We start from the raw sequence: 16,152 nt of genomic DNA, 5'->3' as shown, positions 1-16,152 counted from the left end.
CGAGCAGCTCGCGATGTACGACGACGAGGACGACGAGATCGAAGAGCCGGAGGACTCCGATGAGTGATGAGCTAGAACCGATTCCACCCGAGCGAGCCGTCGAGATGCACCTCGACCGGATGAAAGAGGATCGCGCCGAGTGGACTCAGACGACCCACCGGAGCGAGCTTCGGCCGTTCGTCGAGTGGTGTCGCGAAGAGGGTGCGATCGACAACCTGAACGAGCTCTCCGGCCGGGACCTGTACGAATACCGCATCTGGCGACGCGAAGGCGGGTACAGCAACAGCAAGGTCGACGAGCTCGCGAAGAAGACGCTTCACTCGAACCTCTCGACGTTGCGGTCGTTCCTCAATTTCTGCGGGGAGATCGAGGCGGTTCACTCGGACCTGTACGAGAAGGTGCCGCTGGTGAAGCTCACCCGTGACGACGAGGTGAGCGACTCATATCTTCGACCGGAGCGGGCCGCGGACATCGTCGAGTACCTCTCTCGGTACGAGTACGCGAGCCGCGATCACGTCGTGTGGGCGTTGATCTGGCACACCGGCGCTCGCCTCGGTGCCGTCCGATCGCTCGATCTCCAGGATCTCGACTTGGAGGGAAACCAGCCCTCGATCGAGTTCGTTCACCGGCCGGAGACGGGGACCCCGCTCAAGAACGACACCGCGAGCGAGCGAATCAACCGTATCAGCCGCCAAGTCGCACAGATTCTAGAGGACTACATCGACGGTCCACGGACGGACACCGTCGACGACCACGGGCGGAACCCGCTCGTCACTACCGACGCGGGCCGGATCGCGGCCGGGACCATCCGGACGGCGTTCTACCGATGGACTCGCCCGTGCTTCATCGGCAAGGAGTGTCCGCACGACGAGGATCCGGAGTCGTGTAAGTTCGCGACGTTCCGGCACGTGAGCGGGTGTCCGTCCGCTCGGTCACCCCACGACGCTCGCAAGGCGCGGGTGACCAAGTACCGGAACGACGGCGTCCCTCGAGGCGTCGTCTCGGACCAGCTCAACGCGAGCGAGGACGTTCTCGACAAGCACTACGACCGCGCTTCGGAGCGTGAGAAGGCAGACCGCCGCTGGCAGATTATACAACAATGAGTAACACACAAATTCAAGCCGAATACAACAAGATAACTACGGGACTCAAGTCCTGTAGCGCCCACTTCCTCACCGATCGCTTTTACACCGATCTCGATTTTCCCGTGGTGAACCCAGCCGAACGGGGACCGATCTGGGCGGCGCGACCGTCGCCGCCCCGCGTACCGCACCGTCGCCGCCCCGCGTAGGTCCGAGCAGATCGGATTCGATCTCGCGTCGCTCCGCGGCCCGGTCGCTCCCGTCCGGAGTACAACTCTCTCGCACCGCGGAACAAGCAAATTTGAATTGTGTACACTGAGGTTTCTCAACTGAGCTGAGAACCGGCCGCAGCGCAAGCTCGCCGTGAGATAGACAACAAGACTTTGCTTGTGGCGGCCAACGGGCCGGTAATGGGTGACACAGCGGGCGGCGGGTCGCCGGACGTCCTCGAGAACAAGCGGAGCGCGACGCGCTATCAGGTGCTCGTGGAGATCGCGGCCCGCCAGCCGGCGGTGAGCCAAGGGGAGGTCGCGGACGCGATCGGCGTGACCTCGCAGGCGGTCAGCGACTACGTCCGCGACCTCGTCGAGTCGGGCTACGTCGAGAAGGGCGGCCGCGGGCGCTACGAGGTGACCAAGGAGGGCGTCGACTGGCTCATCTCCCGGACCGACGACCTGGAGACGTACCTCGAACGGGTGAACTCCGACGTGTTGGAAAGCGTCGAGGTCGACGCCGCGATCGCGCTCGACGACGTGGCGGAGGGGAAGGAGGTCGGGCTGGTGATGCGCGACGGCGTCCTCCACGCCAACCCCGCCGGCGGGACCGCGACCGCGGTCACCGTCACGAGCGCGGCGAGGGGCGAGGCCGTCGGCGTCGCCGACTTCGAGGGCGTCGTCGACTACGAGACGGGGACCGTCTCGGTGCTGCCCGTCCCGACCGTCACCGACGACGAGCGCCTGGACCCGGACGTGGTCTCGACGCACGTCCCGGACGAGGGCCTCGTCGCGGTCGCCGGGACGGAGGCGTACGCGCTCGTCTCCCGGAGCGACGCCTCCCCGGACGTCCGGTTCGGGACCGCGGAGGGCGTCGCCGAGGCGGGGATGCTCGGCCTCGACGTCCTCTTGGTCGCCGTCACCGACGAGATACCGCGACACACCTCCAAGCTCCGCGACCGGAACGTGCCGCATCGGGTGCTCGACTCGGACGCGTTTTAGCCGCCTCGGACCCTTCGCTCTCGCTTTCGGCCCCCTCACGCCGGTGCCGTCGCCCGTGCCGACGACGGGCACGTCCGTTTCGGGCGGCTGATCCCGACCGCCGTCCAGCCCCCGGGACTGACCGCGCCCGCGGGGTCGCGGACGCCTTCCGTATCTTTTTGTGACTCGTCCGTATCCTCGGTAGGCGTGCCTATTCGGAGAGCGAAACGGGCGGAGTCACTCTACGCGGCGGTCGAGGGGTCCGACCTCGTCGTCACCCCCGACGCCCCGCTGGCGAGCGCCATCAACCGCCGCCTCGACCGCCCGCACTTCGGGACGTTCGCGACCACCCCGCGCCGCCTCGCCGCCGGCCGCCGCGAGCAGGCGGAGGACCGGCGGGCGTTCCTCGAACTCGTCACGTCGACGGACCGCGACTGGAAGGCGGTCGCGTACGCCGTCGGCAACGTCCTCCAGTGTTGGGAGCACACCGGGCGGCTCGACGCGATCCTCGAGTACGACGCCTACGTCGACGACGCGACCCGCGAGGTCGTCGCGGGCATGCGAACGCTCCGGACCACCTCGAAGCGGCTCACCGAGTACGAGATCGACGAGGGGCGGTCCGTCGCCGTCGTCGGTCACGATCAGCTGACCGCGCTCGAACGCGGCGTCCTCCCCGAGTCGTTCGACCGCGTCGACCTGTTCACCGACGAGGCGTTCGACGCGCCGCCGTTCCACGTCTTCGAGTCGGCGACGGACGTCGTCGCCGCGCTCCTCGAAACGGTCTCCCCGAGCAACGCCGAGAACGTCGCCGTCGTCCTCGACGGCGGGGGGCGGTACTCCTCGCTCGTCGAGTCCGCGTTCGAGGCGGCGGACATCCCCTTCTACGGCGGGCCGGGCTTCGCGGACGACCCGCATCACCGGGCGTTCGTCCGGCTCCTCCGGCTCTGCTTCCGGGGCTCCGAGACGACCGTCGGCGACGCCGCGCCGGTCCTCTCGCAGTTGGGGATCGACGTTCCGGTCGCCGACCGCGAGCGGCGGATCGAGGCGGTCGACGGGGCGGGCGCGGCGTGGCTGCGGTCGTTCCGCGACGCGGCCGCGGACCGGACGTTCGCGGCGGCGCTCGACGCGTACGCGACCGAGGCCGGCGTCGATCTGAGCCGCCTCGACGAGGAGCTGCGCCGTCTGGGCCTCGCGGACGAGCCCGTGACCGAGGCCGCCGTCGACCGGCTCGCGTACTACCTCCAGACCTACGAGGTCCCCGTCGACGCGGACAACGAGGGGGTCCTCCTCGCCGACGCGAAGTCGTCCGCGTACGTGGACCGACCCGTCGTCTTCCACCTCGGCATGGGCGAGGCGTGGACGCACTCGGCGCCCCAGCGGCCCTGGGTCGACACCGAGGCGCAGTTCGACCGCTACGTCGGCGACTTCCAGCGCCTGCTCCAGAGCGGCGACCGGCGGTACTACCTCGTCCAGGACGCGGCCGGCGGGGAGCCGATCACGCCGTGCCTGTACCTCGGCGACCTCCTCGACGACGAGTTCGAGCGGTTCAGCGACCTCGATTCGGTCGAACACCGGCGCCGCCCGCGGCCGACGGGGGAGGGCTTCGACCGGCAGCCGACCGGCGTGGAGCCGGAGTCGGTCGAGACGGTCAGCCAGTCGGCGCTCGACAGCTACGTCAACAGCCCGCGCGACTACCTCTTCGACCGGCTCCTCGACGCGCCGGACCGGGAGCGGTTCGTCGAGGGGAACCTCTTCCACGACTTCGCGGAGTTCTACGTGAACCACCCCGACGCGGTCGCCGCGGCCGACACCGGCGACCTCGTCGACGCGATGCTCGCGGAGGCGGCGGCGTTCTTCCCGGCCGACGACGAGCCGCTGCGCCGCCGCACGTACCGCGTCGGCCTCGAACTGATAACGGCGTACCTCGACGAGGCGGCGCCCGAGTCGGACGACTTCCTCACGCCGGCCTCGGGGCGGGGGACGAACTTCTTCGCCGACTACTTCGACGAGCCCGTCGACTCGCCGCTCACCGAGCGCTGGTTCGAGGACGCGTCCCTCGGCCTGAAGGGAAAGATCGACCTCGTGCGGTCGCCCACCCACCTGCTCGATTACAAGAGCGGGCGCAGGAATCGGGCCTCGCAGGTGGTCGGCGGCGCGGCGACCGACCCGCCGGCGGACGCGCCGAACTTCCAGGCGGCGCTGTACCTCGCGTACTACCGGTCGGTCCGTCCGGACGAGCGGCTGGAGTTCACGTTCTTCCACTTCCTCGAACCGATGGCGGACGCGATCGCGGGCGAGGCCGACCTCGACGACGCGCTCACGACCGTCACCTACCACCCGGTCGCGTTCGACGAGTACGTCGCCTCTCGCGAGGCCTACGAGCGGCTGTTGGACGGCTACGCCGACTGCCGGGAGACGTTCGCGGACCTCGGCTACGAGGCGTACGAGGAGATCCTGTCCCCGCTGAGATTCCCCGAGACGACCGACAGGGGCGAGCTGCGCGACTCCGCGTTCGCCGCGCGGTTCACCGACGCCGTCGACGCGGCGACCGCGTCGGGCGTCGACGCCGAGAAGGGCGTCGACCAGGCGATTCGGGAGCTCAACGGCGCCCGGAGGCGGGCGTTCTTCCGCGAGGACCTCGACGCGTTCGAGTCGTTCGTCGGCGAGCGCCTCGACGAGCTCAACGAGCGACGCGCCGGCGAGGAGCGGTTCCCGGTCGACGGGCTCGGGGGCGAGCCGAACTACCGGCGCGTGGACAACCGCGACCTGCTGCTGGAGGGCGACCGATGAGCGAGCCGACGCCGAACGACGCGCAGCGGGAGCTCATCGAGGGCACGGAGGGGACCTACCTCGTCGACGCCGGCCCCGGGACGGGGAAGACGTTCGCCGTCACCCGCCGCTACGGCCGGATCGTCGACCGGCCCGAGACGGACCCGGACGACGTGCTGCTGGCGACGTTCACGCGGAGCGCCGCGACGGAGATGAAAGCGCGGATCGTCGACCACAGCGCGTACGGGCTGCGGGAGCTGGCCGACGCCCCGATCCGGACGTTCCACTCGCACTGCCACGAGCTCCTTCAGGAACACGGGTACGCCGCGCCGACGCACCTCGGCATCGACGAGCGGATCACGGGCTCGACGCGGATCCTCGACGACGAGCTGATCGAGGCCGAGCGGTTCCGCGAGTTCTTCGGCGGCTTCCGCGACGACCACCCGGAGCACGCCGACTTCTACCGCGTGCTCTCGTCGCCGGGCGAACTGCTCGACCTGATCCGGGAGCTCGCGTCGAAGGGGGTCTTCCCCGCCGCGGACGGCTGGTACCGCGACGGCGAGTCCCACCTCGACGGGGACTTCGAGGCGTTCAAAGAAAGGTTCGACGCGGTGAACGAGCCCCGCAACGACGGCCGCAAGCAGTCGGTCCTGCGCGAGGACCTGAGCCGGTTCGGCCGCGACAAGACGTACCTCCCGGACGCGCCCTCGAAGTCGGCGCTGCGGGGCGGTCGGGGGACCAAGCGACTCGACGACGACGTGGCCGAGGCGGTGTTCCGCGAGGACCGCGAGGCGCTCAAGGCGTTCGTCCACGACGCCTACCTCGGGTACCTCCGGTTCGCGCTGCGTCGCAACTACCTCAGCTTCAGCTTCCTCCAGCTGTTCGCGTTCGTCCTTCTCTGCGAGAACGAGCGCGTCCGGGAGACGGCGGCGTTCGAGTACGTCACCGTCGACGAGTTCCAGGACACGAGCGAGGTCCAGTTCAAGCTCGCGCTCCTCCTCTCCGCGACGGACAACCTCTGCGTCGTGGGCGACTGGAAGCAGAGCATCTACTCGTTCCAGTACGCCGACGTGGACAACATCCTGGAGTTCGAGGGGCGCCTGGACCGGTTCGCGGCGGACCTCAACGCCGACGCGGACCGCGTCCCGTTCGACTCGCCCGACCCGACCCGGATCGAACTGCGGGAGAACTACCGGTCGACGGCGTCGGTGATCGACCTCTCCGAGCGGGCGATCGCGACGCCGGCGTCGAGCGACGAGCCCGTCGACGCCCCCCTCGACGACGTGGTCGAGCTCTCCGCGAACGCCGCGTTCGACAACACCGTGATCGAGGGGATCCGCCACGAGGACGAACACGAGGCCGTCCTCTCGAAGGTCCAGGATATCGTCGGCAACGACGACTACGCCGTCGAGGGCGAGGACGGGGAGCCGCGCCCGCCGGAGTACGGGGACGTCGCGGTGTTCACGCGGACCCGCGACTACGGGCGGGAGCTGCTCGACGTCGCCGCGGAGCACGACTTCCCGGTGGCGTACGACGGCGGGATCGAGCTGTTCCGGACCGACCCGGCGAAGCTGCTGCTCGCGTGGCTCCGGATCCTCGACGCGGACGCCGACCGCGGCTGGGCGGTGGTGCTCGAACGGATCGGCTACGCGGTCGACGAGATTGACCACATCTTGGGGACGGGGTCGTACCCGGCCGGGCCGGCCGAGTTCCGCGACGAGCTCCGCGGGCTGGAGTCGGTCGGGGCGGTGGCGCGCCGCGTCCTCGACCGGTACGGGTTCACGGGCGACGTCGCCGACGTGCTCTTAGACACGGTCCAGTCGGTCCACGACTCGACGACGGCGACGCGCGGCGACCTGATCCGGCACATCGAGCGCGGCGTCGAGACCGGCGGCACGGTCGACGTCAGCGCGTCCGCGGGCGACGACGCGGTGACCGTCCAGACGATTCACACGGCGAAGGGGCTGGAGTATCCGATCGTCGTCATGGCGAACATGAACGAGGGGCGCTTCCCGCCGCGGGCCGGCGGGTCGAGCGTCATCCAGTTCCGGGACCCGGTCGGGCTCCGCCGGCGGAAGGTGTACTCGGAGGACGGCGCCCACCCGCACGTGTACGACGACTGGCGGTACGACGTGGTCAGGCGCTGTCTGCCGCGGGGGTACGACGAGGAGCGGCGGCTGCTCTACGTCGCGGTGACGCGCGCGGAGAGCCACGTCGTGTTCGCGGCCGGCGAGGACCCGAACGCGTTCCTCGCCGAGCTCCCGGTCTCCGTCGAGGAGGCCGATCCCGACGTCGAGCCGCTCGACCCCGGCGAGCCGGCCGACGCGGACCTCCCGTTCGCGGTCACGGCGCCCGACGGGCCGATCGGTCACACGCCCCACTCGCTGATGGACGAGTCGGTGTTCGAGGACGCGGGCGAGCGACCGGAGCCCGGTCCGGAGGCCGACCCCGAGACGCGGGGGATGGACTTCGGGTCGCGCGTCCACGACTTCGCGGAGGCGTACGCCCTCGGCGACGACGTGACGCCGTCGAACGACCACGAGCGGCGGATCGCCGAGCTCCTCGACGGCCTGTCGGGCGATCTCCGGGTCGAGGAGCCGGTCACGCTCCCGGTCGCGGTCGACGGCCGGCGCGTCACTCTCTCCGGAATCGCGGACCTCGTCCGCGTGACGCCGGACCGGGTCGAGGTGATCGACTACAAGACGGACGCGACCCGGCGCGCGCGGGCCGAGTACCGGAAGCAGCTCAGCGTCTACTACCACGTCCTCGACGAGTGGTTCGCCGACAGGCCGGTCGAGACGAGCCTGTTCTACACGAGCGACGGGACCCGCGAGCGGATCGAGCCGCTCTCGCTCGGCGAGCTTCGTGCGCTCGTCCGCGCGACCGAGACGGGCCCCGAGTGACGGGGTCGGATTTTTCACGGCCCGAACCGGAGAACGCGTATGTTCGTTCCCGTCGCACCGCGGGCCCGGGCCGGAGTCAACGACTGCGACCGCCTCGCGGCGCGGAGGGGCCACTCGTGACCGACGACGCGGCGGCCGACGCCGAGCGGTCCGGTGTGCTCGACGCGTTCCGCCGGTTCTTCGCGCTAGAGCGAGACGTGCTCGTCCTGTCGGTCGCGATGTTCGCGTTCAGTCTCGGCTTCCAGATGACGAACCGGTTCCTCCCGGAATACATGGTCGCGCTCGGGGCCTCGGGGTTCGTCGTGGGGCTCTTCGGAACCTTCGGTAACGTCATCTCGGCGCTGTACCCGTACCCCGGGGGCGCGGTCTCCGACCGAATCGGGTCGCGGTACGCGCTGACCGTCTTCGGGCTGCTGTCGACCCTGGGCTTCGTCGTCTGGCTGGTCGCTCCGGCGATCGGCCCGGTCGACGTGGCCGGGGTGGTCGTCGAGCCGTGGATCTGGGTCTTCGTCGGCCTCGTCCTCGCGCAGGCGTGGAAGTCGTTCGGCCTCGGGGCGACGTTCGCGGTGGTCAAGCAGGCGACGGCCCCTTCACGGCTGGCCGCCGGGTTCGCCAGCACGGAGACGTTCCGGCGGACGGCGTTCCTGATCGGCCCGGTGCTGGCCGCCGTCCTCATCGGCCTGCGCGCGGAGTTCACCGTCAGCTTCCGGTACGTCCTCGCGGTCGGAGTGGCGTTCGGCGTCCTCGGAACCGCCGTCCAACACGTCCTCTACGACGCGAGCGGCGACTCCATCGGCGACTCGTTCGCCGGGCTCGACCGGATCCGACGAGACCTGCGGGAGATGCCGGCGCCGCTGCGGCCGCTGCTCGTCGGCGACACGCTCGTGCGGTTCGCGAACGGGATGGTGTACGTGTTCTTCGTGCTCGTCGTCACGCAGTTCTTCCAGGTCGGCCTCGACACCACCGTCGCGCTCGGCGGGTTCTCGTACGACGTGGACCTCTCGCCGCAGGCGTTCTTCGGCTACCTGCTCGGCGTCGAGATGCTCGTCGCGCTGCTGATCATGGTCCCGGCCTCGAAGCTCGCGGAGCGCGTCGGGCTCAAGCCGGTCGTCGCGGTCGGCTTCGCCGTCTACGCCGTCTTCCCCGTCGTGCTGATCTACGCGCCGGCGCTCGCGGGGTCGGCGCTGCCCCTGTCGGCGGTGATGGTCGCGGTCTTCGCGTTCTCCGGGCTCCGGTTCGCGGGGCTGCCGTCGCACAAGGCGCTGATCGTCGGCCCGGCGGAGAGCGGGTCCGGCGGCCGCGTCACCGGGACGTACTACCTCCTCCGGAACGCGATAGTCATCCCGAGCGCCGCGGTCGGCGGGTACCTGTGGGACTTCGTCAGCCCGGAGGTCGCGTTCACGGTCGCGGCGGTCATCGGCGTCGCCGGTACCGGCTATTTCCTCGCGTTCGGGCAGGAGTTCGAAGCGTACGCCTGACCCTGAACTCAGTCGGCCGGCTCGGGACGCTCGCCGTCGTCGCCAGTGCGCTGCCGCTCCGGGAGCGGCCCGTCGTAGCCCTCGGGGACGTACGGGCAGAGGGGGTCGCTGTCCGTCGGGTCGCCGGTCGCTGCGTACGCCCGCGAGCGACTCCCGCCGCAGACGTGGCGGTACTCGCAGGCGCCGCACTTCCCCGAGAAGCCGTCCGGGTCGCGGAGCGACTCGAAGAGGTCGGCGTTCCGGTACGCGTCGACCACCGAGCGATCGCGGACGTTGCCCGCGGACTCCGGGAGGAAGCCGGACGGGTACACCTCGCCGGTGTGGCTCACGAACGCGAAGCCGCGCCCGGCCGTGATTCCGCCGCGCCGCTGCGCGAAGCCGTCCGCGTCGCCTCCGTCCGCCCGCTGAATCCCCACTCGACGGTAGAACGGCGCCTCGGTCGTCTTGACGCCGAACCGCTCCTCGTCGGACACCTCGTGGAGCCACGCCATCACGTCCTCGGCGCGCCCGGGGTCGATCGGGTCGAGGACGCGGCCGCGACCCACCGGGACGAGGAAGAAGACGCTCCAGAGGACGGCGCCCAGGTCGCGGACGCGGTCGCGGATCGCGGGGAGGTCGTCGACGGTGTCCGCGCAGACCGTGGTGTTGACCTGGAGCGGGATCCCGGCGTCGCGGGCGGCGCGCGCGGCCTCGACCGTGTCCGCGAAGCTCTCCTCGCCGCGGAACGCGTCGTGGCGCTCGCGGGTCGGGCCGTCGAGACTGAGCGCCATCCGCGCGATCCCGGCGTCGGCGAGGTCGCGGACGCGCTCCGGTGTGAGTGACCGCGTCCCGCTCGGCGTGATCGTCATCCGGAGGCCCAGGTCGTCCCCGTACGAGACCAGCTCCGTGAGGTCGTCGCGCGCGAGCGGGTCGCCGCCGGAGAGAACGACCAGCTGCCCGTCGCCGAACGCGGCGGCGTCCTCAAGGAGTCGCTTCCCCTCCGCGGTCGTCAGCTCGTCGGGGTGCCGCTGTGGTCTCGCGTCGGCGCGGCAGTGCCGACACGCGAGCCCGCAGGCCTGCGTGACCTCCCAGACGAGGACCAGCGGCCGCCGGTCGGTGTCGAGGTCGTCGAACATCTGTCGGGATCGGATACGGTCCCGATCCGTTTGGAGCCGTTCCCGAACGTGTTCCCCCGCGCTCTCGGCGGGCGGAATCGGCGTCGCGTCCGGCGAGGGCAGCGCGCGCTCCGGAGACGGTAGTCGACACCGGCAGCGGCCGCTCAGGTCGCGGTCGCGTCGTCTTCGCCGGCCCGATCGTCCGAAAGACCCTTCTCGCGGTCGGTCGGCCATATCGCCGTGACGGTCGCCTCCGTCGCGTCCGTCTCGACCGCGGCGTAGGCGTACCCGCGGTCCTCTAAGCGCGGGAAGAGGAACTGCGGGCTCCGGTCGTTGTACTGTACCAGCACGTCGCCGTCGCCGAGCCTTTCGACGCGTTCGAGCGTCTCGCGCAGCGGCTTCGGCGGGCCGAGGTTTCGCACGTCGAGGACGACCGTCTCCCCCTCGGTCGGCGCCTCCGTCCGCTCGGCCACCGCCCGTTCGACCGCTGCTGAATCGCCGGGTTCGGCGCTCATGTGTCGATCGACGAACCTGATCCACGGGTCGTTTGTGGCGAACATGTTCCGGCGAGCGCGGAGCCGAAGGTACTTCCACCCCGGCGCCGAACGGGCGCGCATGGCACAGGCACGCCTCCGCGTGGACATCCCGGACGGCCCGTGGGTGGGCGACGTCTCGCGGGAGTTCCCGGACGCGCGGTTCCAGGTGATGACCGCGACCCCCGACGACGGCGCCGGGTTCGCGCTGGTCCGGATCACCGCCGACGACACCGACCCGATCCTCGACGCCATCGACGACCACGACACGATCACGCACTCGTCGGTGATGGCAGAGGACGAGGGCATGGTGACCGTCCAGGTCGAGGCGCTCGTCCCGCTGCTCCAGACGGTCGCGCGGCGGGCCGGCGTCCCCATCGAGATGCCGGTCGAGATCCGCGACGGCGTCGCCCGCGTCGACGTGACGGGCGACCACGAGCGCGTCGCGAAGTTCGGCGACGCCCTCCGCGACGTGGGTGCCGACTTCGAGGTCGAGTACGTCCAACAGCGCGTGAACCCCGGCGGGTCGCTCACGGAGCGCCAGCGCGAGGTCCTCTTCGAGGCGGTCGACCGCGGCTACTACGACGTGCCGCGCGAGTGTACGCTCACCGAGGTGGCCGATCACGTCGGCATCGCGAAGTCCACGTGTAGCGAGGTGCTCCAGCGCGTCGAGCGCACCATCGTCCGGGAGTTCGTCGACGACCTCCCGCGGCGCCCGGTCGACTTCGAGTCGCCCGAGGACGACGGGATCGAGCGGATTCAGTGACCGGCTGACTTCGAGTTCCTTCCGGTCAGTCAGTGTCCTCCGGCTCGGTCCGGAATCACCCCGAGAATATCTGTACGATGACCACGATCACACTCACGATTCCGGTTGCGCGGGCAACGGTCTGTATCAAAGTCTCGTAGCCGCGGACCGCCACGGCGATGTCGCCGAGCGCCGCGACTCCGACTCCGAGCAGCAACACGACGCTCAATAGGAGACGGCGGATCGATTCGAGTTGTTCGTCCGCTTCGGAGGGCATCGTGGTCAATTCCAGCCGTGGGTCGGAAATTTCCACCGGAGTGGAGAATTACGGGCCGACCGACGCTCCTCAGAGCCGCCGCCGGCGGACGAGCACGCCCGCGGCCGCGACCGGTACGACGCACCACGCGACGAGCGACGCCGCCAGCGCGGCCGCCGACAGCCCGCTCCCGGCGAGGACGGCGGTGAAGCCGCCGCCCGCGGTCGTGCCGAGCCCCGACAACACGAGCACCCGGAACGCGCTCACCGGGTTCGACAGGACCAGCGCCGACAGCGCGGCGTCGGGGAGTTCCGCGGCCGCCACGACGCCGAGCGCGAGCAGGTCGTGGCCCAGCACGAACCACACCCACGCGAGCAGCGCCGCGCCGAGCGCGTGGGTCTTCTCGCGGGCGACGGTCGACAGCAGCAGCGCGAGCGCGAGGAACGCGGCGCCGGCGCCGACGGCGCCACCGAGGAACCCGAGGAACGCGGGCAATTCGGCGACCCCGAACTCGCGGACGATCAGGGCGCCGCTGAAGCCGAAGCCGAGGAGCGTCGCGCCGGCCAGCACCGCCAGCCGCCCGAGGTACGTCCCGGCGACGACTTCGCTCCGCCGGACCGGCAGCGAGAACACGACCGCGAGCCACCCCTCGTCCTCGCGGCCCACGATCGCGTCGTAGCCCAAGGCGAGCGCCGCGAGCGGGACGAGGTACGCGGCGAGGCTCGTCAGCGACGCGACGACGCGCTCGGCGCCCGCCGGTCCGACGGCGGAGCCGCTGAACGTCAGCATCACCCCGCCGAACACGACGAACAGCGCGGTCAGCGCGAGCGCCCACCGGCTCCGGACCGCCAGCCGGTACTCGGTGACCGCGACGACGAAGACGTGACGCAGCGCCCCGCGGACGCCGTCGTTCGCCTCCGTCTCTGTCGCCGCGACGGTCGCCGTCGACGCCGACGAGTCGTCGGACTCGACGTCCGCGTCGGCGTCGAACGCCCCAACGGCGGCCGCCGCGTCCGCGTGCCCGCCGTCCGGACGGGTCTCGGCGTCGCCCTCCTCGGCCCGCTTCGTCGGGTCGCTCATGGCGCCACCTCCTCGGCATCGGTCGCGGCGCGGCGCGCCGCGTCGTCGCCGACCGCCCGGCGGAACGCCGCGCGGAGCCCGCCGGCGTCCCGGCCGGTCTCGCAAGTCGCTCCCGCGTCGGTCGCGGCCGGCGCCGCCTCGCTCACCCCCGCGGCGAGCTCATCGACGGGCCCCGACGCGCGGACCCGTCCGTCGTGGAGGACGGCGACGCGGTCGCAGAGCCGCTCGGCCTCTCCCAGCACGTGCGAGCAGAACACGACCGTCGCGTCCGTCTCCCTCGTTATCTCCTCGACGATGGCGTGGAACTCGTCGACGCCGCGGGGGTCGAGCCCCGCCGTCGGCTCGTCGAGGATCAGCACGTCGGGGTCGGGCAACAGCACCGTCGCCAAGCCGAGCCGGCGCTGCATGCCGTTCGAGTAGCCCGAGACCCGGCGGTCGGCCTCGTCCGCGGTCAGCCCGACCCGCGCTATCGCCTCGGCGGTCCGGCCGTCCGTCGGGAGGCCGCGCGTCGCCCGGTGGACGCCGAGGACCTCGCGGCCGGTGAGCCCGTCCGGGAACCCGACGTGCTCGGGGAGGTAGCCGACGCGCTCGCGGATCCGCCGCCCGTCCTCGGTCACGTCGGTGCCGCCGACGCTGACGGTCCCGGCGTCCGGCCGGTCGTGGCCGACGAGCAGCCGGAACAGCGTCGACTTGCCGGCCCCGTTGGTGCCGATGATCCCGAACGTCGAGCCGCTCGGGACCGACAGCGAGAGCCCGTCGAGGGCGGTCACGTCTCCGTACGTCTTCCGCACGTCGGTCGCGTCGATTCTCATGGTGTGTCCTCCGTGTCGGCGGTTCGGTTCGCGGCGCGGGCCTCGCCGGTCGGCTCGTAGGCGCGCCAGTCGTGGTTCGGCTCGACGAGGGGGCGGCGGTCGACGACGCCCGGCGTCTCGATCACCGGGAAGGAGCTCTCGGCCAGCCGCACCGCCTCGAACGCCGGGCTGTTCGCGAACACGGCCGTCTGCGGCGTCTCGTCCACGAGGGTCTCCACGATCCCGATCGGGCGGTGGCGGATCTCGCTGACGCCGTCGCCGTCGCGGTCGGCCGTCCGCGCGCCCGACCAGTAGTTGCCCCGCTCGGTGCCGTTCCAGGCGACGAGCGAGTTCCGCGCCGTCTTGGCCGCCCGCCCGTTGCGGACGAAGCTGTTGCCCGCGACCACGGCGTTGTTGCTCACGGCGGCGCTGTGGATCCCGATCCCGTTCCGGTAGATCAGGTTGTCGACGAGCCGGTTCCCCTGCGCGTTGTAGAGGTAGAGCCCGTTCCGGTTCGCGACGAGGCGGTTGCCGGCGATTGCCGAGTCCTCGATGTCCTTCGCCAGTATCCCGTGGCCGCTGCCGCCGTCGTTGCGCAGGGCCGTGTTGTTCCGGACGGTCAGCCCCTCGCTCACCATCAGCGCGTAGCCGACGCCGTTGTCGGCCGCGACGTTGTCCACGAGGCGGTTGTCGTCCGAGTACATGTAGTGGACGCCGTACCGCGTGTGGCGGATCGTGTTGTTCTCGGCGAGCACGTCCGTCGCCCACGAGAAGTATATGCCGTCGCGGGTGCGCGTGATCTCGGTGTCGCGGACGACGGTCCCGCGCGTCTCGAACAGGTGGATCCCGTTGCCGCGGTCGGTGACCGGGTACACGTCCTCCCGGCCGTCGATCCGCACGTCCTCGATGACGGCCTCGTCGGCGCCGTCGACCCAGATCCCGTACGCCGTGTCGGCGATCCGGACCGACTCGATCCGGGCGCGGTCGCCCGCGACGAAGACGCCGGCGTCCTCGGTGCCGAGGTCGCTCCCGGAGCCGCGGACCCACACGCCGGAGAGGGTAACGTTCTCGCCGCTCAGGGTGAGCACGCGCCCCTCGCCGCCGCCGTCGATCACGGCGCCGTCCGCGCTCGCGACGAGTCGCAGGCCGTCGACGCTCGCGTTGACGCGCTCGTCGAACCGGCCGTCGAGGACGACCGTCTCACCGGGGTCGGCGGCGTCGACCGCGGCCTGCGCCGACGCGAAGGACTCGCCGTCGACCGTCGCGGTCCCGTCGCGCTCGGGCGCGGTCACGCCCGTCGCGGCGAAGTCCGTGGCCACGTCGAGCCCGGGGGCGTCGGAGGCGTTCGACGGGGCGACCGGGGCGCTCGCGTCTGCGGCGCCGCCAGCGCCGGCGACCGGGAGCGCGACGCCGAGGGCGACCGCGACGGCGGCCGCGGCGCAGGCGGCCGCGAGGAAGCCGACTTCGAGGCGGTCACCCGACATGGTCGCCCCCGTCGACGTCGCGGTCTCGGTCGGCGGCCGCTCCCCCACCGACGCGGTCGCGGACCGCTCCGGGGAGCGCGCGGGCGAGCGCCGGCAGTTCGTCCACGGTCGCCTCTATGTCGCGCGCGAGGTACGCGGTGGCGAGCAACAGGACCGCGAGGACGGTCATGTACCCGCCGGGGCCGAACCACGCGAAGCCGGAGATGTTCGCCACCTCGTACGGCCCCAGCAGCGGCGGCGTGAACGACTCGATGCCCCGGAGCGGCGCGTCCGGGTCCAGCGAGTGGCCGGCCTGGTAGAGCCGGTACTGGATGAACGCGAACATCCCGACGAAGACAGTGACCGTCCCGACGAGCTGGGCCGTGAGCCCGGCCTTCAGCTTGCGGGCCGTCGGCGCGAACGCGACGAACGCCCCCGTGAGCGAGAGGGAGACGAACACGACCGGCCCGAGCAGCCACTCGGGCACGTCGATCGCGGCCTCGCTGACGGCGTAGTTCGGGTCGATGAACACCGGGTCAGGGTAGTGGAAGCCGGCGTACTTGTTGAGCCCCTGTACCTCGGCGAAGTCGCCGCCCAGGCGCGGGTACGCGTACAGCTCGATGAGCAGCTCCTGACCGGGGTACTGCGGCGCAGTCAGCGTGATCTTCCACACCGGGACCAGCAGCGCGCCGACGAGCAGCGCCGCCGCTGCCAGCGGGAGCGCGCGTCGGATCTCGGTCAGCCGCGTGAGCGACGAACTCATGG

At 71.1% G+C, this 16,152-nt stretch carries 13 protein-coding genes; 6 read left to right on the top strand and 7 right to left on the bottom strand.

Features of this window, described 5'->3' with window-relative positions; translation table 11 throughout:
• Positions 1-59 precede the first annotated feature (59 nt).
• From EXE48_RS07165 to EXE48_RS07145, 5 genes are all read left to right on the top strand, one after another.
• Positions 60-1,103 (top strand): tyrosine-type recombinase/integrase, encoded by a 1,044-nt coding sequence (locus tag EXE48_RS07165; RefSeq protein ID WP_137711074.1) that lies wholly within the window; start codon positions 60-62, stop codon positions 1,101-1,103.
• Positions 1,104-1,492: 389 nt separating this feature from the next.
• A complete protein-coding gene (locus EXE48_RS07160; protein WP_137704275.1) occupies positions 1,493-2,296 on the top strand; it encodes a DUF7839 domain-containing protein in 804 nt (267 codons plus the stop codon).
• A 186-nt stretch (positions 2,297-2,482) separates the two neighbouring features.
• Entirely contained in the window at positions 2,483-5,065 is a 2,583-nt protein-coding gene (locus EXE48_RS07155; RefSeq protein WP_137711073.1) for a PD-(D/E)XK nuclease family protein, read from the top strand.
• Entirely contained in the window at positions 5,062-7,947 is a 2,886-nt protein-coding gene (locus EXE48_RS07150; RefSeq protein WP_137711072.1) for a UvrD-helicase domain-containing protein, read from the top strand. The genes EXE48_RS07155 and EXE48_RS07150 overlap by 4 nt, the downstream gene beginning before the upstream one ends.
• 116 nt (positions 7,948-8,063) lie before the next feature.
• Positions 8,064-9,425: an MFS transporter gene (locus tag EXE48_RS07145; protein WP_137711071.1), complete on the top strand. Its 1,362-nt coding sequence runs from the start codon at positions 8,064-8,066 to the stop codon at positions 9,423-9,425.
• Between the two features lie 8 nt (positions 9,426-9,433).
• Here EXE48_RS07145 and EXE48_RS07140 read toward each other — a convergent pair whose 3' ends face one another.
• Positions 9,434-10,540, bottom strand: a complete 1,107-nt coding sequence (locus EXE48_RS07140) for a radical SAM protein (RefSeq protein ID WP_053771148.1) — start codon at positions 10,538-10,540, stop codon at positions 9,434-9,436.
• Between the two features lie 143 nt (positions 10,541-10,683).
• A complete protein-coding gene (locus tag EXE48_RS07135; protein ID WP_241982615.1) occupies positions 10,684-11,034 on the bottom strand; it encodes a DUF2249 domain-containing protein in 351 nt (116 codons plus the stop codon).
• Positions 11,035-11,077: 43 nt separating this feature from the next.
• On the opposite strand from EXE48_RS07135, the gene EXE48_RS07130 reads away from it, so the two are divergent.
• Positions 11,078-11,818 carry a helix-turn-helix domain-containing protein gene (locus EXE48_RS07130; protein WP_137704279.1) on the top strand — a complete coding sequence of 247 codons (741 nt, stop codon included), beginning with the start codon at positions 11,078-11,080 and terminating at the stop codon, positions 11,816-11,818.
• Positions 11,819-11,873: 55 nt separating this feature from the next.
• Here EXE48_RS07130 and EXE48_RS07125 read toward each other — a convergent pair whose 3' ends face one another.
• The 5 genes from EXE48_RS07125 to EXE48_RS07105 all read right to left on the bottom strand — a co-directional run bounded on the left by EXE48_RS07125 (position 11,874) and on the right by EXE48_RS07105 (position 16,150).
• Positions 11,874-12,074: a hypothetical protein gene (locus EXE48_RS07125; RefSeq protein ID WP_137711070.1), complete on the bottom strand. Its 201-nt coding sequence runs from the start codon at positions 12,072-12,074 to the stop codon at positions 11,874-11,876.
• 69 nt (positions 12,075-12,143) lie between these two features.
• Complete coding sequence (locus EXE48_RS07120) at positions 12,144-13,133, bottom strand: ABC transporter permease (RefSeq protein ID WP_121599327.1); 990 nt, start codon at positions 13,131-13,133, stop codon at positions 12,144-12,146.
• The gene (locus tag EXE48_RS07115; RefSeq protein ID WP_137711069.1) at positions 13,130-13,945 is read right to left on the bottom strand and encodes an ABC transporter ATP-binding protein; all 816 of its coding nucleotides are present in this window, start codon (positions 13,943-13,945) and stop codon (positions 13,130-13,132) included. Before EXE48_RS07115 ends, EXE48_RS07120 begins: the two co-directional genes overlap by 4 nt.
• Positions 13,942-15,408 (bottom strand): nitrous oxide reductase family maturation protein NosD, encoded by a 1,467-nt coding sequence (nosD, locus tag EXE48_RS07110; protein WP_137711068.1) that lies wholly within the window; start codon positions 15,406-15,408, stop codon positions 13,942-13,944. Before nosD ends, EXE48_RS07115 begins: the two co-directional genes overlap by 4 nt.
• On the bottom strand, positions 15,398-16,150 hold the full coding sequence (locus tag EXE48_RS07105) for a hypothetical protein (RefSeq protein WP_137704281.1): 753 nt from the start codon (positions 16,148-16,150) through the stop codon (positions 15,398-15,400). Before EXE48_RS07105 ends, nosD begins: the two co-directional genes overlap by 11 nt.
• Between the last annotated feature and the right edge of the window lie 2 nt (positions 16,151-16,152).

The sequence above is a fragment of the Halorubrum sp. ASP1 genome, assembly GCF_005435135.1.
GTDB lineage: Archaea > Halobacteriota > Halobacteria > Halobacteriales > Haloferacaceae > Halorubrum > Halorubrum tropicale.
Note: the sequence above shows the minus strand (reverse complement) of the source record. Positions and strands in the feature narration are given on the sequence as shown.